The organism is Paenibacillus sp. FSL R5-0810 (genome assembly GCF_038002285.1).
Lineage (GTDB): Bacteria > Bacillota > Bacilli > Paenibacillales > Paenibacillaceae > Paenibacillus_AQ > Paenibacillus_AQ lactis.
Map to the genome: position 1 here is coordinate 5,274,734 of NZ_JBBOCF010000001.1, position 25,523 is coordinate 5,300,256.

Here is a 25,523-nt window from a genome sequence, read left to right on the forward strand (position 1 = left end):
ATGTCTGACAAGCAAAGCAGAAAAACGTTCAGGACGCGGATGGAAGAGATGATCCGGACGCTGAGGGAACAGATTATGGCCGGCCATTACGCGGTTGGGGAGTACCTCCCTTCGGAACTGGATTTAAGCCGGAAGTTCCAGCTCAGCAACAATTCCGTCCGCAAAGGCTTGGACACATTGGTGGAAGAAGGATTGGTAGAGAAAATTCCGAGAGTCGGCAACCGCATCAAAGCGCCTTCGAGCGAGGATCAAATCGTCATCCGCCTGGGCTATTATCCGATCATCGATTCTCAAGGGGAGCTTCCTTATTTATTGAATGAGTTTCAGAAGCGGCATCCGCATATTCGGGTAGAGCCGATTCAAATCAGCGACGCCCGGGGGTATGTTCGGGATTTGCTGACCCACGACATGATCGACATGGCCATGATGAACACGTATCTGTACCAAGATCTTCTGGAGGAACAGGCGGTAGAATTGCTGGAGCCGCAAGAACCGTTTGAAGAGATATACCCTTTTCTGAAAAAAGCCTTTCAATATAAGGACGAGCTTTATGCGCAGCCGTTCATCTTTTCTCCGGTCATTCTTTGTTATAACCGGGAGCACTTTGCTTCGCTTCAGCTTCCGGAGCCGGACAGCAGCTGGACATGGGACGACTTGATCGCAAACGCTTCCAAGCTGGCGATTCACAACGAGCGGTTCGGCTTTTATTACCACCTGCTCAGTCCGAACCGGTGGATCGTGTTTCTGCTCCAGAGCGGGGAAGTGTTCCGAAGGGATGAAGACGGGCGATACCGCGTTCATGAAACGAGGCTGCTGGACGGCATTGAGAAGGTTCGGGACATCTTGTATCAGCCCGGCGTATACCCGCTCCTGTTGTCCGCAAGCAGCGGAGAGGCGGAGCGGCTGTTCAAGGAGCAGCAGGTATCCATCATCATGACGACGTACTTTTCCATTAACAATCTGAGGGAAGCGGATTTCGAATTCGACGTCGCTCCGCTTCCCCATTTAAACAGCTTTAATACGTTAAATCTTACGATCGGCCTTGCGATCCACAAACGGTCCAAAGTGAAATCGGCAGCCAAACAGCTGGTCGATTTCCTCGTGTCGGATGAAGCCCAGCGGGTTATACGGAAGGAAACGTTCAGCATTCCGGCCCATAAGCAGGCGGCACAGTGGACCGGGCAAACGGTATATCCGACCCGCTATCAGATGTACAAGGAGATTATTCCGAGCTTCAGTACGTTTACCGACACGGGACTGACGCTGAAGCAGCTGGAGGACATGCTGTCGGAGTGCAAGCTCTATTGGTCGGGACTTCGGACCAAAGAGAGGCTCGCCGCCGGCATCGAAGCGATATTGAATCAGGATGGGACCGGGCGATATTCATAAAGCCCGGTTCCTTTTACCGTATAGATGGTGCCCCCGTTCCCCGAATCCCGCGCAAACAGCGTCCCGCCTTCCGCCAGCACCTGAAGCTCACCGGTGCGAGTATCGAATTGGAACAGCTTCTCAAGACAGTTGCCGTAGAGCATATTGGTGCTCTCTTCATATTGAAGATAGACGCCTCTCCAGAACAGATCGAGCCCGTCCCAATTGAGAGGCGGGAACAGGTCGATGATACGCTCGATTCGGCGCTCGGCCAGATTAAAGGCAAACAAACTGCCTGTGGTCATTCCCCATATGATTCCGTTCTCGCCGGGAGCGAGGGCGGCAACCGCCTTTTCCCCCTGGACCGGAACGGCTTCCCATACCGTCTTCTTGGCGGAACTATCCCATACGAATAACGTTCCGTCTTTCCCGCTAGGCGGACAACCTAAGCCGCCGAATGCGGAGGAGCCTCCGATAACGAAACCGTCCGAATAGCAGAGCGCGATGACGCTATGCTCCGGCACCGGTTCGGCAAAGCATTCATACCGGTCCGAATCCGGATCGTAGAACGCGATGGCGCCGCCTAACTTGCCGTAAGCGGGTATCGTTCCGATGACGAGCCGGTCCCCGGCCGCGGCGAATGTAAACGGCCGATCTTGACTGTGCCGCTTGAGGGAGAAGAGCAGCCGCGGATTAACGCCGTGCTCCCAGGGCTGATCGGGATCGTATTGGTAAATTCTGGCTCCCGGATACACGCCAAGATACAACCTGTCCTTGAACCAGAACAGGTTCTCGGATTGGCCGAAACGCTCGCAGGGACTGAATGCGCCGGCCACCGGATCGTACGAGGAGAATCCGCCCGCGAAATAACCGCCGAGATACAGCCTGCCGTCGCCGCCGAGCGCGATGGATTGTATGCCGACCGGGGAACCGTCAAGCTCGACCTCGACATGTTTGGCGCGATGTGTGGCCGGATTATAGATGAAATATCCTCCGGAGTACATGCTGATCAGGCTTTGTCCAGGGAAGCCCGGTTCCGGCCAAGCGATCCATCCGAAATCGTAAGCGCCCTCGTCATGGGCAAGCGGGCATGGGGTCAGCTCGAGCGTATCCAGATGGAGGGCGTGCAGCTTCTGGTCCCGGAACAAATAGACGCGCCGGTCTTCGCCCGGCGGCGAAACGTCAAGCCCCATCGCTTGATCGATGCGGTGGATCCAGCAGCGCTTCGTCAGATCGTATACGAGCAGATCCGCCGATTCCGTAAACCGCGCAAACAGCTTGTCTTCGTGAACATCAAGGTCGTATACGAACGTGCTTGCTTCCTGTCCTTCCGGCATCGGCAGCTTGATAGTCTCTCCGGTTGCCGTGTCGAGCTCTATAATCGCGGCTTCCATGGCGCCGGTGCCGATATATAATTTTCCGTTCGGGCCGATATCCATGCTGCGGGCGTATTGATTGCCCGGCACCAGCGTGCCGTAATCGCGGAACGCGCGGTCAGCCGGACGGTATTGGAACACTTTGCCGCCGGGGTAGGTACCGCCGTATACATTTCCGTTCTCGTCCGCCGCCATTCTCCAGAAATAGATTTCCCCATCGATTGCTTGCCCCAAATGGTCAAGGGTGTCCGACCGGGGATCGTACCGGTACAGAAAACCGTCGCCGCCTACATATACCGACCCGTCGCTTGTCACGCATATGCCCCAGGAGTGATTGGAGCCGGTAAGCGGCAAGCTGGTCACCATTTGCCCGGTCAGTGCGTCGATCGCAACGAATCTGCACGGCTTGCCTTGGGCCACCGTATAAATGCGGTATCCGCCGTCCTCCATCGGCTGGTAAGCCGCGCTGCATATTTTGAACGTCGACAACGGCTCCCCCAGTTTCAACAACCCCATCCTTGTCACTCTCCCCGCTTCGTTATACCGATAAGTTTAGGGGAGGGAGTTGGTAATGTAAACCCTTCCAAACAAGCTTTAATTTTAAAATTTCCCCTTACTAAACCAACCTCCAGACCTGTGAATCCTCCTGAACAATCCCATGTACAGTTTTTCTTCAGAATGAAGTGATACAATCCTTGAGTGGGAAAATCCCGGTGCGGATTTAGGGTTGTATCAAGGCGCGGCTCCGCAGTGAATGGAGGTTTTTACAGTTTGGAATGGCGATATGGACGTAAAGTCCTGTGGACAGGACTTGGCTTATTATTAGGCGCGGTTGTAGGAATCGGTGGATTCTTTACGCAAGCCAAAGGGGACAATCCAACGAAACGTTTTATTAGGATTAATATGATCAACGCTAACGGCACGCTGGCTACCTATTTACAGAAGGCGGAATCGGTCAGTCCTGAGCTGGCGGCAGGACGAGAGGCGCTCTCCGAATCCCTTGGGTTTTGGATGCAGGCAGCGATTGAAAGTCGGGATCTTGCCGAGTTTGAGAAGAGTTATGACCTGTTAACCCGCTATTTTATCGCGGATCGCGATTATATTGTGTGGAAGCTAAGTCCCGAGGGGGAGGCGAAGGTGACCACGAATGCGCTTGGCGACGATCTGCGGATTATCGGGGCGCTGCTGGATGGTGCCAAGGTATGGAAGAAGGGCCACCCGGAATGGAAGGAGACGGCCAGGGAGCTTACGGAAGCCTTGCTTAACAGGTCCCAAAACAACGGGTATCTGGTGGATTTCTACGATTTCTCCAGGCAGGAAATGCCCGATACGCTGAGTCTGGCCTATGTGGATCTTCCGGCACTCAAAGGGCTCCAGAACGAAGGCATCCTGGATCAGGAAAGCTATATTCGATATCATGCCCTGCTTCGAAACATGCCGAATGACGGTGTGTTCTATCCCAAGTCCTTTCATGTCGTGACTCGGGAGTATATCTATGAAGACAAGGTGAATTTAATCGATCAGCTGCTGATCGCGATGTATGCCGGGGAGACGGGAAGGGACCAAGCGGCGCTTCACCAATTCCTGAAGGAGGAGTTCGGGCAGGCGGGGAAATTGGCAGGACAGTATACACGCGCCGACCGAAAGGCCGCGGTGGATTACGAGTCTCCGTCGGTGTATGGCCTCGCGATCAAGTTTGCGCTCCAAATGGGAGACAGGCCTTTGGCAGAACAGCTGTACGAGCGTCTGCAGACCTTCAAGGGGCGGGATCCCCAATATCCCGGAGGATATGTGTTCGGGAAAGACACGCATATTTTTGATAACTTGCTTCCTTTACTAGGGGAATACGCAATTCAACGAGGTGGACATGGAAAATAAAAGATTCATCCAGCGCATGGTCTGGGGATACGTACTGCTGATCGGATTAGCAATCGTGCAGGAATTGCTGATCTATTTGAATGTGTTTAGGGACCAATCCCTTACTTTACCTGAGCTGGGATTCGCCATTGGCTGCCTTGCGGCTCTGCTGCTGGGCTTTTTGGCCCCGCCGGGGGTCTCGGCCGTCGGTATTTTCGTATACATTGTCGCTTATTTTGTATGGCTTACAACGTATGCCGAGGTTGATGTGCTGTCCATCTCCTGGCTGTGGCTGCTGCCGGCTAACGTGGCCGTGGCCATGTTCATCAAATCCGGGCTGATCCGCAACAAGCGGCTGATTGAGCGGCTCGAGGAGCTGCAGCGAAGGAATCCGGAAGTGGATTTGGCAACCTCGCTAGGCAATAAGGAAGCCTTTAGGGAAACGCTGGTCAAGCAGTCCAATCTGGCCAATCGTTATTCGGATACATATAACTTCTGCTTGGCCATGTTCAAAATCGAATTTCTGCCGATGGTGCGGGAATCCCTGGGTTCACAGGGCTATGTCCAGCTGCTTGCTTCCTTGTCGGAAGGGATCCGGAATCATATTCGTTATGAGGATTACAAGTTCGCACTGGATGAGGGGCGGTTTATCGTTCTGCTTCCGATGACAAACCAGGAGTATTTAAAGGCATTGACGGACCGGATCAAGCACGCGCTGATGGACATGCCGTTTCAAGACCGGAAGGGCGGGGAGCTGAAGCTGGTGATCCGTGCAGGGGCGCTGGTGTTTGCTAAGGAGCAGTTTAGTAAGTATGAAGATGCGGATGCCGTCATTGCCGCACTCGAGCGCAATACGGAGACGGATTTGATCGGAGAATATATATAAGGTGTTTAGTTAGCAGTAGGAGGAGAAAAAGAGATGTCTTATACGGAATGGTTTGTTCCGCTTTGCAAAATCGTCAGCCTGTTGTTTACCGTTGCGGTGGTGGGGCTGTTCATCGCAACGCTGACCCTTCGGGTTCGCGTACATCGAAAATACGACCGGAGGAAGATCAGTGGCTGACCTATTATTGATGTTCTGCATTATCAGCATTTGGGCTGCCGTGTTAGAGTCGATCCTCATTATGGGGGGAGCGATCCGGTTCATATTCCGGCAGAGCCGCAGGGAGTGGACCATTCCCGATGTGGAAGAGATGGGGCATTTCCCCAAGGTAACCGTTATGGTTCCCGCGCACAATGAAGAACTGGTAATCGCGGCAACGGCGGAGAATATTTTACGGCTGAATTATCCGAAGGATAAAGTGCAGCTCATTGTCATTGCTGATAACTGCAGTGATGATACCGCAGGAAAATTGCGGGCTTTGCAAAGCAAGGAAGCGTATCGCGACCGGGACTTCATGATCTTCGAACGCACGGGAACGGGCGGCAAGTCCGGAGCGCTTAATGATGCGCTGGAGTATGCCAAGCATGAATGGATTTGCATTTTCGACGCGGATGCGGCGCCGGAGCGGAACGCATTGTATTTTCTGATCGACAAAGCAATGGAAGACCCGGAAACCTACGGAGCGGTGTTTGGACGGAATAAGGCCCGGAACCGCGGGCAGAATTTCCTCTCCAAATGCATTAATCTCGAGCTGGTTACCGCGCAGCGCATCTATCATACCGGGCTGTGGGAGCTGTTCAAGCTGGGGACGATCCCGGGGACGAATTTTATTGTGAAAACAGAGCTGATGCGCGAGATCGGCGGCTGGGATACGGAGGCCATCACGGAGGATACGGCCATCTCGTTCGAGATTATGACAAGGGGGCAGCTGATCGCCCTGGCTCCGCAGGCGGAAGCTTACCAGCAGGAACCGGAGCAGCTCAGCGTATACCTGAAGCAGCGGGAACGATGGGCCAAAGGGAATTTCTCCGTCGTGGTTGAGAACATCCATCATTTGTTCAATCGGTCGAGCTGGCGGATCAAGCTGCAAGTGCTGTACTACGCGGCGAGTTATTTCTGGTTTTTGTTATCCATTATCGTCTCGGATATCATCATCCTCGTCAACGTGGCCTATTGGGTCGTGGCGCTGTTCAATCCGGACGTGGTATCGCCGTTCCAATTCGCCGATGATGTATACGTTTATCTGATGGTGGCCTGGGGATTGATGTATTACTTGTTTGTGCTGCAGATCAATTTGGCGCTGGCAACCGATGTCGGACAGAGCACGATCCAAAACTTTATTCTGTCCTGCATATCGTATTTCACGTATGCCCAGCTATTTCTGCTCATTTCCTTGCGCGCGCTCTACTCGTTCGTCGTTGACAAGGTGACGGGGAGAAAAGCAAAGTGGTACAAAACGCAGCGGTTTGGATAAAAGTCTCGTTTGACGGACCGGCTTCCCATTCGGCCGTTGGCCGCGAACCGCGAAGGAGTTAGCGCAGGCAAGTCGATGGGACATAGCTCTAAGCCATGCAAAAAAGAGCCTTCCGGGTTGGACAGGCTCTTATAAAATTCCCTATGTATACTCTCCGGCGATCTGGGGAGCAGGGTTTAGAAACACAAACAACGATGGACTAACATCAAGTCGGCGCGGCTAATGGCACCACTTTCCGGCCTGCAAATTTTTCTTCCTTTTACGTGAATCAAGAATGTGCGTGAGTTTACGACGTCCCTGCTTACGCTCTTCCAGTACCCGCTTGACTCCCTGGATCAATAGCTTGTATCTCATTTCGTCGTCATGGCTGAATTTGCGCATCTCTTCGAAGTACTTTTTGTTCACTTACAAGCTCACTGCCCTTTTCTGTTTTTATTTTAAGCGTAACATAGGACTCTGAAGAATTTCTAAATATGACCTGCGTAACAAGACTATTGGAAATGGTAGGTGGCTGGTCCTAAATAAGGATGGTATATTCCTGTTATAGGAATCGTTCAGCTAAGAGATCGAAACGTCAATAGGTTATGATTCATAAGCATTCGGGAGGAGAAGGAATATGCACACGAAAGAGAGCTTAATGGAGGAATTGGAGCAGCTGGGCATAGACAGCCAGGGGACGCTGCTGGTTCATTCATCGATGAAAAGCATGGGACCGGTCGAGGGCGGCGCGGATACGGTGTTGGACGCGTTGTCGGAATATATGAAGGATGGGCTGCTGGTATTGCCCACCCATACTTGGTCTTACATCAATGCGGATAATCCGAGGTTTTACGTGGACCGTTCGCCTTCCTGCGTCGGGATACTGCCCGAACTGTTTCGCAAGCGGCCCGGCGTGGTGCGTTCGCTGCATCCCACGCATTCGGTGGCGGCATTGGGTCGGGAATCCGAAGCGTTCACAAGCGACGACCATCGCTTTGATACGCCATGCGCCAGAGGCTCCGCCTGGGGGAAGCTGCTCGACCGAAAGGCGACCATTTTGTTAGTCGGGGTTGATTTAAGGCGCAACACCTTTATTCATGGCGTTGAGGAATGGGTGGACATCCCGGGGAGGTTAACGGATGACCATGAGCAGCTGTATACGGTATTGCCGGATGGAACGGAAATTTCTGTGCCTTCCCGCAGACATTGCGGGCTGTCGTGGTCGGAGCATTTCTGGAAGGTCGACGAGGTCCTAGAACGTGAAGGCGCGATGCACAAGGGGCAGCTTGGCGATGCCGTTGTAAGGGTGTGTGATGCAGCTGCGGTGGCGGAGATCATCACGGCGATGCTGAAGGACAATCCGGATTTGTTCTCGGATAACCATCCCTTGGATCATTGACGCGTCTGCATTAGAGATTGGATTAGGAGAGGGATATTTGTTGGCAAAAGACTCCCCGAGTTATTTATGAAAAAGAGCCATATTGTATTGTTCATCGGATTGTTATTAGTCATTTTATCCGGCCTGCGCGTGTTATGGATGGAGTTGCTCCCTCATCAAATGCAGGTGTCCATCAAGAACGGACAATTGGATTTGCGCCATTGGCATGCAGAAGACAGCGGCGTTCTCCTGCTTGATGGGGAGTGGGAGTTTTATCCCTCGGAGTGGCTGTCAGAACGCAAGCAGCATGGTGCAGGCGGTCCGGAGCCAAAGCTCCTCCAGGTCCCGGGGCAATGGGAGGAAGCTTTACACCGTGAAGGTGAAGAGGGGACCCCGTATGGATTCGGGTCCTATCGCCTGCGTATTTTGGTAAATCCGGACAATGATTTGAATTATAGCGTTCGCTTGCCCAGCGTGCGTACTGCATCGGAAGTGTACGTAAACGGTCGGCTGCTTGCCAAATCCGGTCAGGTGGGGGAGACGAAGGAAGCATATACGGCGAAGAACCTCCCGTATTCCACAAGCTTTACGGCAGATGAGAACGGGGTCATCGAGCTGGTGGTTCAGGCGGCAAATTATGTGGATAGTCGAAGCGGCGGCATTGCCAGATCGGTTAAATTTGGCTCAGAGGAGGCCGTAGCACAGGAAATGAAGCTCTCCGTATCGATGCAGACGCTGGGAGCGGTCATATTTCTTATGCATTCGGTCTATGCGCTAATTTTGTTCTTACTGGGGAACCGGGAAAAAAGATTGCTTTATTTTTCCTTACTGACATTTTGTGTCACGCTGCCCAGCTTATTGAGCAGCGATGAGAAGCTGTTTCACCAATTGTTTTACATCGGCAGTGATTGGGATTTTCGGCTGACGAATGCCACGGCGATCATCGGCTGCTACGCGCTGCTCCAATGTACGGAGCATCGGGAGCTTCCTTATTGGAGAAGGGTATATCCGGCCTATGCCGCAGCGAGTCTGGGGACGGCCGCCGTTACGCTGTTTCTGGCTCCCCATCAGATCATCAAACTCTTTCCGGTTTATTATTTATTGGGCTGTGTTGCAACTGTTGTTGCGATCACCGCTATCTTTAAAAAGGTATTCAAGGATATCAAAAATCATCTGCTGCAGCTTCTATCGATGTTTGCGCTGGTTCACCATTTCCTGTGGACCTTATACTGGCGGGAGAGCGGCCTTAGCATCGCCCACTATCCGTTCGACCTGATCATTTCGATCGGATGCCTGGCCTCCGTATGGTTTCGGGATTATTTCCGTATGCATGCCCATACGAAGGAGATTGCCGCGACACTGCAGAGGGTGAACGATCAGAAGGATCAATTCTTGGCGAACACGTCGCATGAATTTAAAAATCCGCTCCACTGCATCCTTAACATGTCCCAATCGGTGTTGAGCAGAGAACGGGATGTACTGCAGAATCGAAGCATTAAAGAGCTTGAAACGGTGTTATCTGTAGGGCGCCGCCTGACGCTCATATTAAATGATTTAATTGATGGAATGAGTCTGCGGGAAGGCAATCCGCGTTTACAGAAAAAGGTCGTAGCGATTCAACCGATTGTGACCGGCGTCATGGATATGCTGCAGTGGAACGCGGATATGAAGTCTGTTCGAATCGTAAACCAGATTCCTGAAGACTTCCCTCCCGTCATTGCCGATGAGAACCGGGTCATTCAGGTCATGTTCAATCTGCTTCATAATGCGGTGAAATTCACGAACGAAGGCATCATTTCGATTCAGGCATATGCAGAGGACGGAAAAGCCTATATCGCCGTTGCCGATACGGGGATCGGAATGGATGCAGACATGCTGAAGCGCTTATTTCTTCCGTATGAGCAGGCAAGCGCCAGCGAAACGATGATTGAAGGCGGCTTTGGATTAGGCTTAAGCATAAGCAAGCAGCTGATTGAGCTTCATGGGGGGACGTTAGAGGCGTCCTCCGAATTAGGAGAAGGCTCGAAGTTTACATTTTCGTTAGAGCTGGCGGGGATGGACGTGGAGAAAGAGGAGGTTCATACATCGTTTGAAGCATTGGCTGTACAGCCTTTGCCGATTGGGGAAACGGCACCGGCCAGTTTGGAGCTGGATGAAATCATTCCATCGACCTCCAGCCCGACAACGTTATCCGGCATGAGCGGTTATCGTCCGCACCTGTTAATCGTTGATGACGACCCTGTCAATCTTCGAGTGCTGGAAGCGATTCTGCCGACAGGCGAATATGACCTTACGATGGCAACGAGCGGTAAAGAAGCGTTGGCTCTCCTGGATAGGAAGGAATGGGATCTGGTCATTACCGATATCATGATGCCGCAGATGTCCGGTTACGAGCTGACAAGGCGGATTCGGGAGCGGTTTACGCTCACCGAGCTTCCTATATTGCTCCTTACGGCAAGAAGCCAGCCGAATGATATTCAGAGCGGCTTTATGGCGGGAGCTAACGATTATGTGACCAAGCCGGTGGAAGCATTGGAGATCAGATCGCGGATTCAGGCGCTGACAACGATTAAGCAGACGGTTCGGGAGCAGCTGCGATTGGAGGCGGCATGGCTGCAGGCGCAAATCCAGCCTCATTTCTTATTCAATGCGTTAAATGCCATAACGGCGTTAAGCGGCATTGATTTGGATAAAATGCGGGATTTGCTCGAGGAGTTCAGCCATTTTTTGCGGAGCAGATTCAGGTTCCAGGATACAGACTGCCTAGTTCCCATCGAAGAGGAGCTCAAGATGGTGCGCTCGTATCTATATATTGAACAGGTCCGGTTCGGAGAGCGTCTGCAGGTTGTTTGGGAGATCGATGACCACAAGCCATTAAAAATCCCCTTCCTATCGATCCAGCCTTTAGTTGAAAATGCGATCAGGCACGGGATCATGAAGCGATCCTGCGGGGGAACGGTCCGGATCCGGATCTCGGTCCAGGCGGATGACGTCGAGATCACCGTTCAAGACGATGGCGTCGGAATGGACGAAGCTCTATTGCAGCGGATCCTGGAAAGGCGGGCAGAGCACGCCGGAGTCGGGCTAATCAATACGGATCTGCGATTAAAACGGCACTTCGGAACAGGACTGCTTATCAAGAGCACGTTGGGGGAAGGGACCGAGGTAACCTTCCGTGCACGTCTCTTCGCAAAGCCGAAGTAATATTCCTATAATTATGAAAGCCGCAGCACGGATGCTGCGGCTTTGTTATACAAGTCCCTCTGGCCCCTAATCCTCAAGCGGCAAGCAGATCGTGAACACCGATCCCTCGCCGACCACGCTTTCCACCTCGATGAAGCCTTGATGAGCAAGGATATTATGCTGCGCAATCGCGAGGCCCAGTCCAGTTCCGCCGCCGGGGCGAGCCCTGGAATGGTCCGCCCGATAGAACCGGTCGAAGATATGGGGCAGATCCGCCTCGGAGATGCCGGTCCCGTTGTCTTCAACCCGGATTCGGGCGTATTGCCGCTGCCGGTCAGGCAGGTGCACCGTTCCCGCATGGACGCGGATGTGTCCGCCTGCTTTCGTATAGTACACGGCATTCGTCAGGATGTTGTACAGCGCCTGAAGAATACGGGATTTCTCCACCGAGACGGGGATCATCTGCTCTTCGGCATGCAAGGACAGCTGGATTTCTTTGTCCTCGGCCATGAACCGGGTTTTCGCCAGTAAGTCCTCCAGCAGCGCAACCAGGTTCTCCTCTTTCGGGTGCAGCTCCGTCATGCCGGCTTCAAGCCGGGACAGATCCAGCACATCATGAACCAATCGCGATAACCGCAAAACTTCATCAAGAATCGAGGCTTGCTTCACGGCAGTGAGGGGAGAGCCCGTCTCGTGCGCCAGCTCCAATTCCCCTTGGATGATCATCAGCGGGGTTTTCAATTCATGGGCGACGTCAGACATCAGCTGTTTTCGGGTGCGCTCCGCTTCCGCGAGCGAATCGTTCATCTCAAGAAGGGCCTTGGAAATCGCGCCGAATTCATCCTTCCGATGCGCGGGTAAGACTATGGGTGCGCCGCCTTGTTTGATGGCCCCGATCCCGCTGATGATTTTGCGTATAGGGCTTGTCAGCCGCCACGACAACAACAGGATGATCAGCAGCGCGGCAATGCCGGTAATCAGCAGCGAAGCAATCCCGATATTGGGCAGCATGCCGTACCACATGGTTTTGAACTCGTAGATTTTGGACTGCCGCTCGTTCATCACGTACAGTCTGCCGATCCTCTGGTCCCCCTGATCAAGCGCCAGCATGTAGCCGTCGCCGCGGAGCCTATCTACGCTTAAACTTCCTTGCTGATATAAGGTCTGCTCCTCGGAGGACAACACGATTTCGACGAAGGGGGCGGCAGATTCAAAGCTCGCGGTTCCTACGTCCTCCCAAGAATCCCCGTGACTCCGGTAATATTGCTCAAACTCCTTCCTCAAGGCTTCAAAGGCTTCCTTCTCCTCCAGATATGCCAAATCGCGGGTGATATAAAACTGCACATGCGTAACGGCAAGCAGGACTAGCATAATCAATACGATCAATCCGCCCATCGACAGGGTCAGCCTGGTTCTAATTTTCATGTTCCGCTCCGAATCGGTAGCCGAAGCCGTAGACCGTCTGAATATAATCGGCCGCCCGGCCGTCTTTCTCCATCTTCTTCCGCAGCTTGCTAATATGCGAGTCTACCGTCCGTTCGTCGACGATGAACTCCTCCTCGAAGGCATGCCGCAGCAGCTGCATACGGCTGTACACCCGCCCGGGCTTTGACGCCAGCAGGTGCAAGAGCTTGAATTCGGTCGGTGTGAGTTGCAGCTCCTGACCGCCAATAAACACCTGCAGGCTGCTCTCATCAATCGTCAGATCCCCTCTTCGAAGCACAGTATCGGCCTCGTCATTTCCTGTGTGGTTCATGCGCCGCAATAAGGAACGGATGCGCGCGGACAGCTCTCTCAAGCTGAAGGGCTTTGTCAGATAATCGTCCGCGCCCATTTCGAGGCCCACGATTTTGTCAGCCTCCTCCGACTTGGCCGTAACCATGATGATCCCGGGGGACCCTGACTGTCTAAGCTGTCGGCAGGTGTCCAGTCCGTTCAATTGCGGAAGCATCCAGTCCAAGATCACGATATCCGGTTTATGCTGCGCATACAGCTGCAGGGCGGTTTTTCCGTCCATCGCGGTCAGTACGTCATATCCCTCTGCTTGAAGGTACGATTCCATGAGCGACGCAATTTTTGTTTCATCCTCAACGATTAGCAATTTGATTCCCATTCCTACACTCCCAGACTTATCCATTTTGATAGCTACTTAAAGAATATGGGTGCTTTCACAATCTGTAAATACCTTCACCACAAGTTCGCAACATTTCGCTAGTAATATGGTCATTAAAGATAACGTTTGGCAGATGGGGACAAATGCTACAGGTCAACCATCAAGAAAAGGATACCGGGCGTGAGGCTTACGAAGCCCCCGGTTAAAAGGAGTGAACAGCATGTTCGAAACCATATTCAGCATCATCATTACGGTCGTTATGACCCTGTTGTGGGGAATCGCCGCCATTGCGGCAGCGGCCCTTCCCTACGCCAAGACCAGCCAAAGCTTGGACCAACGGAGCACATTCCTTTTCTGGGTGGCTGGTACTGCCCTGGTACTGAGCACTGCTTGGTACGGAGCGATTATCCTCCAGTTTATCAAGGACGGCTGGTTGTTTGTCGAAGGGACGGTCAAAATGCTGATCCCGCTGACGCTGGTGCCTCAGTTGTATATCGCGGGCGACATTCTTCCTCGGTTACAAAGGTTCAGGAATTCCGGCGAAAAGCCGATGACGCCAGCGGCACGGGAAGCTGCGGCCCATCCTTCCATATCAATATCCTTTTTAGCGGCTGCGCTCGTATCCGGCATCTCCGCGCTCAGTACGTTCTTCGTCCAACCGGTTCTGCCCAGCCTATCTCAGATCGGCTCCCGCTACTTGCTGGTTGCGCTCCTGTTGCTTGTGCCGGCGATTTTTGCAAACAGAAGGTACTTGAAGTTGAAGCAGGGGAAACCACTTCGGCGCGGGCTTGGTGCCAGGCTTATAAGCTTTGTATCGGCAGGTCTGCTTACGGCCATGGTGGCTATCACCCTTCTGGTTGCCAACGTACTGGTCGGAGTCCAGGTCTCCAAGCTGCCGGAAGCCTCCGACATGATGAATCACGACTGGATTGACGAGGGAGGCGGCGCCTCTACTCTTATGTCGGGAAGCTCCAATCATCAGCAGCATCAAGCACATCATGCGTCGGCTTCGGCCGATCCCAGCCAAGTCGAAGTAGCTTCGCTGACAGGGGATATTTCGCAGCCCGCCGATCGGAGATTCGAGCTTGTGGCCCAGCGGAAGAAGGTGACACTCGCTTCCGGGGCAGTTATCGATGCCTGGACGTATAACGGAGAGATCGCACCTGAGCTTAGGGTAAAGCAAGGCGAGATGATAGAAGTGAAGCTGGTCAATCAAGATATCGATCGCGGCGTCACCATTCATTGGCATGGGTATAACGTGCCGAACGCGATGGACGGCGTGCCGGGGATGACACAAAATGTCGTCAAGCCCGGGCAATCATTCACTTACAAGTTTCGGGCCAATCAGGAAGGAACCTACTGGTTTCACTCGCATCAGCAAGCGGCGGAGCAAGTGGTGAGAGGGCTGTTTGGCACCCTGATCGTCGAGCCGAAACAGGAAACGGAAAGTTTTGATGAAGAGATAACCTTGATTAACCATCGATGGGAGACCGACCGAGGATACCTAAAAGCATTTGGAAGCCAAGACGAGTTCCAGTGGAAGCAGGTGAAGCAGGGGGATACCGTGAAGCTGCGAATCATCAATGCATATAACTATTCGGAGAAATTCCTGCTTCAAGGTACCGAATTCCGAATCACCAGTATCGACGGCATGCGGATTCAAGCCCCCCAGCCCTTGTCCGACCAAACGGCTTTTCGGCTCGGGGCCGGCGGCCGATACAACGTGGTCTTCACGATGCCGGATCGTCCGGTCTTCTTGAAACTCGGCGATGCCAAGAACGAGAGCAATCCGGGCATCGTGTTTTATGCAGGGAGCCGACCAGAGAGACCGGTCTTTCAGCCCGAATCGGCGGAGTTTGACCCGTCTGATTACGGGAAGCCCGTCATGAATGAGGTTACGGCTACGGACCCATTCGATCGGGAATTCCATATGATTCTCGGCAACAGAATGGGATTTTACAACGGCCAGATTAATTTCCTATGGACGATCAACGGGGAGGTGTATCCCCGGGTTCCAACCTTCGTCGTCAAAGAGGGCGACAGGGTCAAAACAACGTTCGTAAATCGAAGCTTGGGCGAGCATCCGATGCACCTGCACGGGCATCATATGACGGTGTTGAAGAAGAACGGCAAGAAGGTGGCCACGCCGTGGCTGACCGATACGTTAAACGTCATGCCGGGCGAATCGTATGAGGTCGCATTTATCGCGGATAATCCGGGCATGTGGATGGACCACTGCCATAACCTCGATCATGCGGCGGTCGGGATGACGCTGCATCTCATGTATGATCATGTGCTTCCTTCTTATGAGGTAGGGACACGGTCAGGAAATATACCGGATTAGGGAATGGAACCAATCCAATGAGAGAAGAAGAGAATTCTGTATGAAACAGAATCCTCTTCTTCCTGTATTTGGATGATTGGCCCATCAGGATTTCCGCAAAGCCTCGAAGACTCTTTCAAATGCATCATTGCCGTAGCCTTCAGCGACTTGCTGCGCAGCAATAGCGTGCAGGGGCTTTAACCACTCTGCCGGGATATCCAGCTCATTGCTGGCGCGAATAATGTGTTCCAGTCCTAGTTTGTTGGTATTCAGGTTGGATACGTCGGTCGCGTAATTCCGCTCCTCGATTGCACGCGCGCTATCGGGGCTGGTTATACTTGGGGCAATCACATGGTTCACCATATTGGTTGCAAATGGGAGGAATTCTGTCGGCGAGATGTTCGCTGTACTCAAGAAGGCGTGCGCATGGAGGTATCCGTACACGGATCCATAAAGCATGGTGAGCAGTGCCAGATCGTACAATAATGGGAGACCATGATCATCGCCCAGATAAGTCGCATTGCCTACCAAAACCCGTAACAGCGGCGCGTGAGCTTCAAAGAGAGTCTTGGAGCCTCCGTAGAAGATAAGAGTTTCCGGGAGCCCGATTAACTGGGGAACAGCCATGATGGCTCCGTCTAGATATTCGACTTTTAGCTCAGCCGCCCAGATGGCTGTGTTACGGGCTTGGTCTGGAGTTCCACTTGTGAGGTTGACAAGGACTCGACCGGAAAGTTCATCGGTAAGTGAGGAGAGCTGTTCATGCATAACTTCGTAAGTGGATAGGCATATGATCACCACCGGACTAGCTGCTACCGCATCAGCGAAGGTAGCCGCAAGCGCAGCACCTTTTGCAACCAGTCCATCGGCTTTATTCGCCGAGCGGTTCCATACGGTTGTAGGGTGACCGCCTTTAAGGAAAACTTCTGCAAGTGCCACTCCCATGTTTCCAAGGCCGATGATCGAAACCGCTGTAGGGTCCTGATTAATCTTTTTGTTCATTTCCTTTCGCTCCTTTCGTTAATCACAACAAGCCAGAACCAACGATGATGCCATACTGGTTCCCCTCATATTTGAAGGAATATTGCCTTCGGATCGATTTCTAAAGTATGCCACTAATGAGAAGGTCAAGATTAAATTCATTGATAGCTGATGTGCTTGACGATCGGGTGCGGCCGTGTCGTATAGGCCCTCTTATTGAACTGACCCCTGTTAAGTTGACATGCAAAAATAAACAACCTGAGTCCGGTATTTATATTTGGGCTCAGGTTGTTTGAGTTTGTTGAAAACTTGGTGGTTGTAGAGATAAGCTTGGCGGCAGTATGCAGTACATCCTTACTCCAAATAGACCTCTCTAAGTGAAGGGAAGAAGCAAGCCATTATAATGAGCTCTATACCGAGGAATTAATAAAAGAAACCGATCTCCAGGACGTGTAAAACAAATACACGCCATTGGAATCAATGATCCCCGTAGGATGATTGAGGTGAATATGTCAGGTCAAGAAGAGTTTGCTCTTTTATCGCATCTTCACCAGAAGAACGCTTCAAAGTCCTCCTCACGAACCCTCTTCGTTAATCAACCGGGTAGTACTTAAGGGTGCCCCGATAGGCAAATGTCCTCCAAGGATTTTATTAAGCAACGGACCAGAACGCTATAAAGGCTTCCAAATGCAGCACCACTTATTCCCGAAGTTGAATTGAGGTAGCGCGTGATTCAGCGGTACTAGTGGACAGCAGCTGGACCCATTGCAAATTCACGATTCATTTTCCTTTTCTCTCGTTATTAGTACTAGAGTTCTACTCCTACAAGAGGTATCCTAAAGTATGGGACAATTATAGGGCCTAATTAAAGAGGTGCATGGAAATATGAACAAAGTAATGATGAAATGGGTACTGACCCAACAAGAAGAGGCTATATTATACGATCTAGCCATCGCAACAGCATGTAAAGTAAAAGGCTTTCGAGAGATCACAAGAAACAATATTAAACAAATACGACCACAAGTAATTAACGAATTACTGAAAAAAACTAAGGCTGTGAGGTTAAAGAAGGGTCTTCGAGAGCATATCAACAAAATGTTAACCGAAAATGTCGTAAAAGACCTACGACTGAAAAATCAGGACGAGCTCTTGGGACTGATTGCTACTAAAAAACTCAGAATGGCAGATGTCCTTGTTGCTCTCGTAACGGGGGAAACGGAACAGGCTACACTTGCAGAATCGCTTTTTGCCTCAATTCGAGATCAAGGAAACCTTGCCCATTATGAGCCCCGAAGGGACTCTGTCCCAAATCAGGGGGGAGGGACAGAGACGGTTGCTCCTGCAGAATCGAACGGTGAAGAGCTGATAGAATGTCTTTCCCAGGAAAAGGAGAAAATAGTTCAACTAGACGTAACATTAAATGAGCTACGAGAGAAAAGAAAGGCAGAGGTACAAGAATGGAAAAAGGAACGAAAGACCTACACAGAGGAAATAAAAAGACTAAAAACAGAAGTGGAAAACAAAGGGGAACAAATTATGGAAAAGGAGGCTGCTATTGTCGAGTTAAAGGATAAGGTAGCTAAGCTTCAAGAAGAGGTTAAACGACTGACCCAACAGATAGTGACGAAGAGGGTAGCAGATAATAATTTGCTAACACTAGAAGACCCGGCTCCAAATAAAATAAAGGTCGTTCTGTTAGGAGAAGGTGTCAACAAAAATATTTTACAAACATCAAAATACGATGTTGAATTGGTGGGGAACAGCCAAATTGAGGACTTCCTTCAACGTGGCTCCCAAGCTGAAGAGGTCTGGATGTTATCCTTTCAAATTTCCCCGCAAAAGCAACGAAAACTACGAAACACTTTTACAAACAACAATTTTAAAGAATTTGCAACATTGGTAGAACTCCAAGCACACATTAATAAAAGGTGAGGTAGTGTCGCATGAACAAAGACTGGAATGTAGATTTTGTAGGCCTATTAGCAACGGAGGAAGATTTACAGAAACGGCCTATTATCATTAACTCTCAAAACTCCCTGCAATTTTTTGTGAAATTAATATCTGATACCCCCTATGGGTTCCCGAATGTAAATCTATTTACTTTTTATTCTAGCGACCTAGTTCGATACGGTTTTGAAGATGATTACTATAGGCCCGATGATGAGCGGAAAGAGAAGCTGGAGCGCTTTTTAAACGATTACATGCTCATATTCCGACCGCAGAAGAGGGTCCTACCGAATCACAACGAGATCTATGTGGGTAAAGAGGTACGTCTGATACGAAAGTCGGACAGTTATGTTCATGGTACTACATTCATTCCTGTTCCTGTGTTTAGTGAGGAAAGACATGATGTTTCTTTTGACGATCTTATTCATAAAATATTGAACAATAAGTTTATAGGTAGAATTGAAAGCATTTCAACGGAAGCGAATGATACTCCGCAATTTGTTCTGTGGAAGCAGGGAGATAAATATAGCATTATTGGGGAATTCGATAAACACCAGTATGCCCATGGTGGGTACTGCCTGAATATAGCCGGGCAGCTAAAGATTCGAGAGTTTGAGGACGACTGGTTAGAGGATTGCTACGGGACGCCGGAGAACCCGACACTCATGTTTTTGCCGCTAGGCATCTATCAGAACATGAGCACCTATATGGAAGCAGCAACTCCCCTTGAGAACTTGGACGACGCTGCTTCTGAGGTTTCCGCAGCAGTGGCTGTTGATGTTCCTGAGAAACCTGTAGAGATACAGCAATCAGAGTTCGTTCCATCAGCACAAGCCATTACGATGAAGGAATCAACTGTTGAAGGCACAGATGCTTTGTTCCACATGGATAACGAAGAGTATCGGTTTATGGACCATTTCATTCAAATCACTAGAGATATGGGCTTGCAGTACTCCGAAAAAGATCTATTCAATTTTCACACTTCCATGAAATCGAATACGCTTAACATAATCGCTGGAATGAGCGGAACAGGAAAATCAAGGCTTGTTCAGGCCTATGCGCGTGCCCTTGGGTTAGATGACGATCAATTTGTCATCATTCCTGTGCGCCCCTCTTGGACTGACGATTCTGATCTGATTGGTTATGTAGATGCCATGAATATGGTGTATCGGCCAGGGGATTCCGGGCTGATAAACACCTTGATCCAAGCGCAGAAGGAAGAGAATCGAAAGAGCAAGCTATATCTGATTTGCTTTGATGAGATGAACCTGGCTAGAGTAGAGCATTATTTCTCTCAGTTCCTATCTGTCCTTGAGATGGACCCACAGCGGCGCTTCTTGCGACTTTACAACGACGATCTTACTGGTCGATTGTATAATACTGCTCAATATGAACCTGTTATTACAATCCCAGAGAATATCATGTTCGTCGGGACAGTTAATATTGACGAATCCACATATCATTTCTCCGATAAGGTTCTGGATCGTGCTAATGTAATTTCTCTGGATGTATTGCCGTATACTGGGCTTAAATATTTGAGCCAAAAGGAACGGAAACCTCAGGGACGGAAGACGCCGTACACCTTTGAAGAATACAATAAATTCCGTCAGACGGAAGGTTTTACGTTAAGTGATCGGGAAGCTGAGTTTTTTTGGACCATCCACCAGACGCTTCAAGAGTCAAATAAAAACTTTGGCGTTGGTCCCCGCGTGGTTCGTCAAATTGATATGTACATTCGTAATTTGCTGGAGAATCCTTACATATCAAAGAGGGATGCTTTGGACATCCAAGTGGTGCAGCGTATCCTTACAAAGTTAAGAGGTCCAGAAGGGCTACTGAAAGAGTTGATTGGCAGGATTGATGCGAGCGGAGAGGTGATAGGTAGTAAACTCCTCGAGAGATTGGACGAATATAAAGATATTTCTGATTTTACTGAAACAAGAGATGTGCTGATTCAGAAAGTGAAAGAGTTGAAAATCAATGGCTACACTATATAGTCCGCTCCCATTTGAACTATCCTTTCAGTTAGGAAATAAGTTGGAACAAGTGCGCCGATTTTACGATGATGAGCAGGGTTTCTATGAGCACATTGACGAACCTTCGCTGGTACTTGTTGAAAATATTGAGATTACGATCAACTTTACGTCTAACGATGAAAATGCCAGACTCTATATGTACGGGTTGGAAACGATCCCTTACCGAGGAGTAGAGCTTGATGAGAAAGGGGAAGCATTCATCTTTCCAAATGACGGTAACATTCCCCTCTTTAATAAAAATTATTACCCCCTAATTCCAGGGACGTATCAGATTCGGGTAGAGAGTGAAGAAATGGTTTGGTATGCCCCCTTTGCTATTAAACCGAAACAGCTTTCAACTGAGCAATTAACCCTCATGAGGGAACAGCTAGAGGATGTTGTCCGAGGATTGGCACTTGATTTTATTAGCAAGCAGTTTGCTAAAGGCCAGAAGCTGGGGAAATCGCTCCCGCCCCGGTTATTGATGCAATTTATGATAATCTCAAAGCATTTCCCTAATGTTATGGGCGCTCTTAGTGATCTGTACACAAAGGTTAATTTTAGAACTCGAAAGGTTTACGAAATTGCCAGGGCCGATCGGGCTAACGTCGTTGATGAAGTGACGGTTCGGCATCAGTTAAAGCATCCTGAGATCAAGGGGTTTCTTAAGGTACCCGTGCGTGCTATTGATTATGATATGCCCGAGAATATATGGATAAAGCAGATTGTCAGGCATCTTATCACCGTGCTGAATGACTTTGTAATCTCCGTTGAACACTATGCAGTAGATCTGCTAGATGAGATCAACCAGCTGCGGCCGTTCGAGTTTCAGGACAGTACAAGGATCGTTTTAGAGCAAAAGAGTAAGGTATATAATGAGCTACAGAATTATTTGGAAATGGTCCAGCGAATGAAGATCGGCTTCCAGCTCATCACCTCTGCCCACTGGTACGATCAGGTGAGTGAGAAGCCGCTAATTACCGTGCCTTATGTACTAACAAAAGATGCGCGATATCGCTCAATCTATATGCTTTATCGTGAACTCCAAGAGGATGAGCTTGAGATTACGTTAGATCCTTTGTACTCTTACCAATGGAAGCGTACAGATAAGCTCTATGAAATGTGGGGTTATGTGGAACTATTACGAATTTTAGAGGAAACGCTTGGGTTTAATCCTGTTCGAGGATGGATTTACAACTTACACTTTAACGGAGAAGGAATGTTAATCCCATCTTTACCTGCTGGAGAGCGGGTGATCTTGGAAAAGGGCGACATTCAACTACACTTCGTATACGATGGTGTTGTTCCTTTAACCAGTAAAGAGACGCAGATGTTTGTCCACCCGCTCTACGTTCGACAGCAGTATAACCGTCCGGATGGACGATTGGATGTATATAAGAGTGAGATTTACTGCGGATCTATTATGATGGACTTTAAGTATCGCCCAAGACGCAATTTCTGGGAAAAAGACCGAGTTAATACAATAGCGCGTACCCGTGAGATGAGCCAGTTGATTGCTTACAGCGATAGTCGCTCCAACTTCCTTTATGGTGAAGACAATCTCAATAGTAAGCCGTTACAACGACTCAGTCCAGTAGCAGAAGTATGGGCATTCTACCCTGTCAAAAAGGGACGTAAAGAGAGTCCGAGTTCCTCAGATGATCACAATTTGCGATTGGTTCCACTTAATCCAGGAGATACGAATGCACATGTGATTGGAGAGTTCCGACGTATTCTTCAGCAACTGTTTATGGATAGTGAGGGGTTTATGGGAAGTTTGGGGTAATCTTATTTGGGGCACGGATGAGACAGCTGAGAGTTTATTATCAATGAAGAATTAGACCGATTAACGGTACTTCGTAAATAGCTTTTTTAGGCAACATAGTTTCTTTCAAAAACAGAACTGTAAAATCAAGGGCCACCTTATGTTTGAGGGGCCCTGATTTTTTTATTAGCTACACTTGCATCACCCGAGCAGGCGGTGGGGTCTCTCAGTTATACCTGCCCTACTCCACCCTCCCCTCCGTCACCCCATGCACATACGTCTGCCAAGGGGTATCCAGTGCTCCTTGCCCTGGGTTATAGGTAAAGAAATACTCTACCGTATCCCCACGCTTTAGATGATTGACAGGGTAGGTGTAGTTGCCGTTCCCCGTAGGGGTCATGGCAACGTTCAGCTGCACGCCGTTATTGACCTTATAATGCAAATCGGCAAAGGTGGCGCCGTTAACATAGAACAGCAGGTCATCGCCGATTTTCTTCAATCCCTTCACCTCATCGCCGATGACGATGACGGTGGAAGGAGGCGGCACAACGGTGATCGTGGAGCTGGCGGTTTTATTGCCGTCGGCGGTTGTCGCCGTGACGGTTGTCGTGCCTGCAGCGAGCCCGGTTACGAGACCGCTCGGGCTTACGGATGCAATGGCGCCGCTCGCAACTGACCACGTCACCTGCTTATTCGTTGCATTGGAAGGCGCTACATTGGCGTTTAGCTGAACGCTTTGTCCGACTTTCACCTGCGCCGTACTTGGATTCACCGTTACACCGGTAACGGGCACGTTTCCGGGATTTTGGCCGCCGCCGTCCCCTTCTTTGTACACCCGGACATAGTCCACCTGCATCGTTGCAGGGATATCGGACGGATCTGGGGTCCGGCCGCCGTCGAAGGTTCCGCCGATCGCCAGGTTCATAATGAGGTAGAACGGCTGATCGAACGGGGCATTCGGATTGTTCGGCGCCGCTGCGGAATACCATTGATCCCGGGTCACTTTAAAGAAGTACTTGCCGTCTACGTACCATTTAATATTGTCTTCTTCCCAGACGACCGAATAGACATGATAGTCATTGGCAAAGGTCTGCCCTTCCGGGAAGTGGTATTCGCCGGAAAGATGCCGGTTCGTCGGCCATTGCCCGCCGAAGTGCACGGCGCCGCTCGTCACGCCAGGCAAGCGTCCTCTTGCTTCCATCACATCGATCTCACCGGAGGATGCCCATGTTCCATACACATTATCCTGCGGAAGCATCCAGAGCGCAGGCCAGATGCCGTTGCCGGTAGGCAGCTTGGCACGGAAGTCCACTCTACCGTACTTGAGGGAAAAATGATCCTTGGTGTTTATCTTCCCGGAGGAGTATTGTGCATACCGATTAGGATCCTGCGGGAAGGATTTTGGCTCGTTTAAGGCTCGAATATTGAGCTTTCCGTCCTGAACAAAAACATTCTGCGCACTATTGGTATAGTGCTGCAGCTCCGAGTTGCCCCAACCCCAGGTATTCGGATCATCATTGAGATAATACCCTGTTTCATAATTCCATTTGCTGTTATCCAGCGTCGTCCCGTTAAACTCATCCTGCCAGATCAGATTCATGCCTTGGATGGTCGGATCGCTTGGCGTTCCAATCGGAATATCCTCCTGATCGGTGATATCCGGACGAGGAGCATCGGGATTCCCGATCAAGGTATAGTTAACGTAATTGCTGCCCACGCTTCCACCTGCCTGCCCGTTTAATGGATAGCCGATACGGATCTGCATGTCCTCTTGGATCGGCTGGAACCACAGGCCGTAGATATGATCGGCCCAATATCCCCACTGATTGGCAGGGGACATGTTATTATAGCCGTTCGCCGAGTATACAAATCCGCTCTGGCTTGAATTGTCCAGATCCACCCACTGCCCGTTGATGTTAATCTGGTATACGAAATTGCCAAGCTCCGTGCCGATTGGCGCTCCTCCATCAATCTTAGGCAGCGGAATCCCGATAGCGCCGCTCGCATCGGCTGTAAAGGTCGTACCTTCATAAGGCGTAAGCACATATGAATTTCTTACGGGCTCGTTAAAGGTGATGGTATACACGATGTTAGCGGAAGAGGTCTTCGATTCCAATTTGACGTTGATCGACTCCGTGAAGTTAAACCAGTAGCCGCCGCCTCCATCGGTGAATTGACCGAAGTTCTGATCGTATATCCAGCCGCTGGCGGCATTGTTGTCAATATCGATCCATTCATTGCTGTTGACAGGCTTTACATACACCTTCAAATCGTCCGCGACGGCTTCATAGGTGATGGCTGGATCATTGTTGAAGATCGGATAGGTGAAGCCCGCACCGCCCGTAAAACCTGCCGTAATTTGCGGCCCTTGCGTCGGGGTCATCGCCGTGATGGTCGTTTTGTTGATGTTTTGAAAGACCAGCCTGTAATCCAGCGTCACCCCATTCGCTTTAGAGTGCAGCTGAATCTCCGTTGTTGCGGAGAGGGTGAACCAATAGCCGGTAAAGCCGCCGTCGTTCCAGTGACCCCAGTTCTGGTTATAGACAAAGCTGCTGACACTGTCGATATCGACCCAGCTGCCGCCCACTTTCACCTTCACACCCAAGTCTTGGGCAACATCATTCCAGGTGGCGGCGCCTCCGTTGAAGATCGGCATCACAAAACCGTAGCTGGCTTGGCCGACCCCTGATTTTGTAATTACTGGCCCGTCTGCAGCGGAAAAGTAAGACATCGAGGTAATGGTGGTTCCAGCCTCTTTGGCTGCCTGAACCTTCGACGTCGGCCACAGTCCGATGCTGGCCAACAACACGACTGCCAAGAACAAGCTCAGTCCCTTGTGCCTAAACCGCCTCTCCGTTGTGTAAGATCGCTTCATAAATAC

Annotated in this window: 16 protein-coding genes; 11 read left to right on the forward strand and 5 right to left on the reverse strand. The window is 50.5% G+C overall.

Annotated elements, in window-relative coordinates; translation table 11 throughout:
- Entirely contained in the window at positions 1 to 1,389 is a 1,389-nt protein-coding gene (locus MKX76_RS23460) for an extracellular solute-binding protein (RefSeq protein ID WP_210094124.1), read from the forward strand.
- Here MKX76_RS23460 and MKX76_RS23465 read toward each other — a convergent pair.
- Positions 1,362 to 3,260 (reverse strand): WD40 repeat domain-containing protein, encoded by a 1,899-nt coding sequence (locus MKX76_RS23465; protein ID WP_341034683.1) that lies wholly within the window; start codon positions 3,258 to 3,260, stop codon positions 1,362 to 1,364. The genes MKX76_RS23460 and MKX76_RS23465 overlap by 28 nt on opposite strands.
- Before the next feature lie 255 nt (positions 3,261 to 3,515).
- Here MKX76_RS23465 and MKX76_RS23470 point away from each other — a divergent pair, with 255 nt between their 5' ends.
- From MKX76_RS23470 to MKX76_RS23495, 6 genes are all read left to right on the forward strand, one after another.
- Positions 3,516 to 4,622 carry a glycosyl hydrolase gene (locus tag MKX76_RS23470; RefSeq protein ID WP_341034684.1) on the forward strand — a complete coding sequence of 369 codons (1,107 nt, stop codon included), beginning with the start codon at positions 3,516 to 3,518 and terminating at the stop codon, positions 4,620 to 4,622.
- Positions 4,612 to 5,487, forward strand: a complete 876-nt coding sequence (locus tag MKX76_RS23475) for a GGDEF domain-containing protein (protein ID WP_341034685.1) — start codon at positions 4,612 to 4,614, stop codon at positions 5,485 to 5,487. Before MKX76_RS23470 ends, MKX76_RS23475 begins: the two co-directional genes overlap by 11 nt.
- 33 nt (positions 5,488 to 5,520) lie before the next feature.
- Entirely contained in the window at positions 5,521 to 5,664 is a 144-nt protein-coding gene (locus MKX76_RS23480) for a hypothetical protein (protein ID WP_340898310.1), read from the forward strand.
- On the forward strand, positions 5,657 to 6,958 hold the full coding sequence (locus MKX76_RS23485) for a glycosyltransferase family 2 protein (protein WP_341034686.1): 1,302 nt from the start codon (positions 5,657 to 5,659) through the stop codon (positions 6,956 to 6,958). Before MKX76_RS23480 ends, MKX76_RS23485 begins: the two co-directional genes overlap by 8 nt.
- A 616-nt stretch (positions 6,959 to 7,574) precedes the next feature.
- Positions 7,575 to 8,336: an AAC(3) family N-acetyltransferase gene (locus MKX76_RS23490; RefSeq protein ID WP_007129095.1), complete on the forward strand. Its 762-nt coding sequence runs from the start codon at positions 7,575 to 7,577 to the stop codon at positions 8,334 to 8,336.
- 66 nt (positions 8,337 to 8,402) lie between these two features.
- Positions 8,403 to 11,519 carry a hybrid sensor histidine kinase/response regulator gene (locus tag MKX76_RS23495; RefSeq protein WP_341034687.1) on the forward strand — a complete coding sequence of 1,039 codons (3,117 nt, stop codon included), beginning with the start codon at positions 8,403 to 8,405 and terminating at the stop codon, positions 11,517 to 11,519.
- Positions 11,520 to 11,585: 66 nt separating this feature from the next.
- On the opposite strand, the gene MKX76_RS23500 is transcribed toward MKX76_RS23495, so the two are convergent.
- Positions 11,586 to 12,923 carry a HAMP domain-containing sensor histidine kinase gene (locus MKX76_RS23500; protein ID WP_341034688.1) on the reverse strand — a complete coding sequence of 446 codons (1,338 nt, stop codon included), beginning with the start codon at positions 12,921 to 12,923 and terminating at the stop codon, positions 11,586 to 11,588.
- Positions 12,913 to 13,611 carry a response regulator transcription factor gene (locus MKX76_RS23505; protein WP_341034689.1) on the reverse strand — a complete coding sequence of 233 codons (699 nt, stop codon included), beginning with the start codon at positions 13,609 to 13,611 and terminating at the stop codon, positions 12,913 to 12,915. Before MKX76_RS23505 ends, MKX76_RS23500 begins: the two co-directional genes overlap by 11 nt.
- Before the next feature lie 220 nt (positions 13,612 to 13,831).
- Between MKX76_RS23505 and MKX76_RS23510 the strand changes: the two genes are divergently transcribed.
- Positions 13,832 to 15,955 carry a multicopper oxidase family protein gene (locus tag MKX76_RS23510; protein WP_341034690.1) on the forward strand — a complete coding sequence of 708 codons (2,124 nt, stop codon included), beginning with the start codon at positions 13,832 to 13,834 and terminating at the stop codon, positions 15,953 to 15,955.
- 84 nt (positions 15,956 to 16,039) lie between these two features.
- On the opposite strand, the gene MKX76_RS23515 is transcribed toward MKX76_RS23510, so the two are convergent.
- Positions 16,040 to 16,936, reverse strand: a complete 897-nt coding sequence (locus MKX76_RS23515; protein WP_341034691.1) for an NAD(P)-dependent oxidoreductase — start codon at positions 16,934 to 16,936, stop codon at positions 16,040 to 16,042.
- Between the two features lie 864 nt (positions 16,937 to 17,800).
- On the opposite strand from MKX76_RS23515, the gene MKX76_RS23520 reads away from it, so the two are divergent.
- The 3 genes from MKX76_RS23520 to MKX76_RS23530 are packed head-to-tail and all read left to right on the forward strand — an operon-like array spanning position 17,801 to position 22,663.
- Positions 17,801 to 18,847 carry a hypothetical protein gene (locus MKX76_RS23520; protein WP_341034692.1) on the forward strand — a complete coding sequence of 349 codons (1,047 nt, stop codon included), beginning with the start codon at positions 17,801 to 17,803 and terminating at the stop codon, positions 18,845 to 18,847.
- An 11-nt stretch (positions 18,848 to 18,858) separates the two neighbouring features.
- Positions 18,859 to 20,859, forward strand: a complete 2,001-nt coding sequence (locus tag MKX76_RS23525) for an McrB family protein (RefSeq protein WP_341034693.1) — start codon at positions 18,859 to 18,861, stop codon at positions 20,857 to 20,859.
- 49 nt (positions 20,860 to 20,908) lie between these two features.
- Positions 20,909 to 22,663 carry a DUF2357 domain-containing protein gene (locus MKX76_RS23530; RefSeq protein WP_341035073.1) on the forward strand — a complete coding sequence of 585 codons (1,755 nt, stop codon included), beginning with the start codon at positions 20,909 to 20,911 and terminating at the stop codon, positions 22,661 to 22,663.
- A 220-nt stretch (positions 22,664 to 22,883) separates the two neighbouring features.
- On the opposite strand, the gene MKX76_RS23535 is transcribed toward MKX76_RS23530, so the two are convergent.
- A complete protein-coding gene (locus MKX76_RS23535; RefSeq protein WP_341034694.1) occupies positions 22,884 to 25,517 on the reverse strand; it encodes a family 16 glycosylhydrolase in 2,634 nt (877 codons plus the stop codon).
- Between the last annotated feature and the right edge of the window lie 6 nt (positions 25,518 to 25,523).

Coding starts and splice junctions, on each gene's coding strand:
- MKX76_RS23460 (WP_210094124.1), top strand. CDS start 1: ATGTCTGACAAGCAAAGCAGAAAAACGTTCAGGACGCGGATGGAAGAG.
- MKX76_RS23465 (WP_341034683.1), bottom strand. CDS start 3,260: ATGGGGTTGTTGAAACTGGGGGAGCCGTTGTCGACGTTCAAAATATGC.
- MKX76_RS23475 (WP_341034685.1), top strand. CDS start 4,612: ATGGAAAATAAAAGATTCATCCAGCGCATGGTCTGGGGATACGTACTG.
- MKX76_RS23480 (WP_340898310.1), top strand. CDS start 5,521: ATGTCTTATACGGAATGGTTTGTTCCGCTTTGCAAAATCGTCAGCCTG.
- MKX76_RS23490 (WP_007129095.1), top strand. CDS start 7,575: ATGCACACGAAAGAGAGCTTAATGGAGGAATTGGAGCAGCTGGGCATA.
- MKX76_RS23495 (WP_341034687.1), top strand. CDS start 8,403: ATGAAAAAGAGCCATATTGTATTGTTCATCGGATTGTTATTAGTCATT.
- MKX76_RS23500 (WP_341034688.1), bottom strand. CDS start 12,923: ATGAAAATTAGAACCAGGCTGACCCTGTCGATGGGCGGATTGATCGTA.
- MKX76_RS23505 (WP_341034689.1), bottom strand. CDS start 13,611: ATGGGAATCAAATTGCTAATCGTTGAGGATGAAACAAAAATTGCGTCG.
- MKX76_RS23510 (WP_341034690.1), top strand. CDS start 13,832: ATGTTCGAAACCATATTCAGCATCATCATTACGGTCGTTATGACCCTG.
- MKX76_RS23515 (WP_341034691.1), bottom strand. CDS start 16,936: ATGAACAAAAAGATTAATCAGGACCCTACAGCGGTTTCGATCATCGGC.
- MKX76_RS23520 (WP_341034692.1), top strand. CDS start 17,801: ATGAACAAAGTAATGATGAAATGGGTACTGACCCAACAAGAAGAGGCT.
- MKX76_RS23525 (WP_341034693.1), top strand. CDS start 18,859: ATGAACAAAGACTGGAATGTAGATTTTGTAGGCCTATTAGCAACGGAG.
- MKX76_RS23535 (WP_341034694.1), bottom strand. CDS start 25,517: ATGAAGCGATCTTACACAACGGAGAGGCGGTTTAGGCACAAGGGACTG.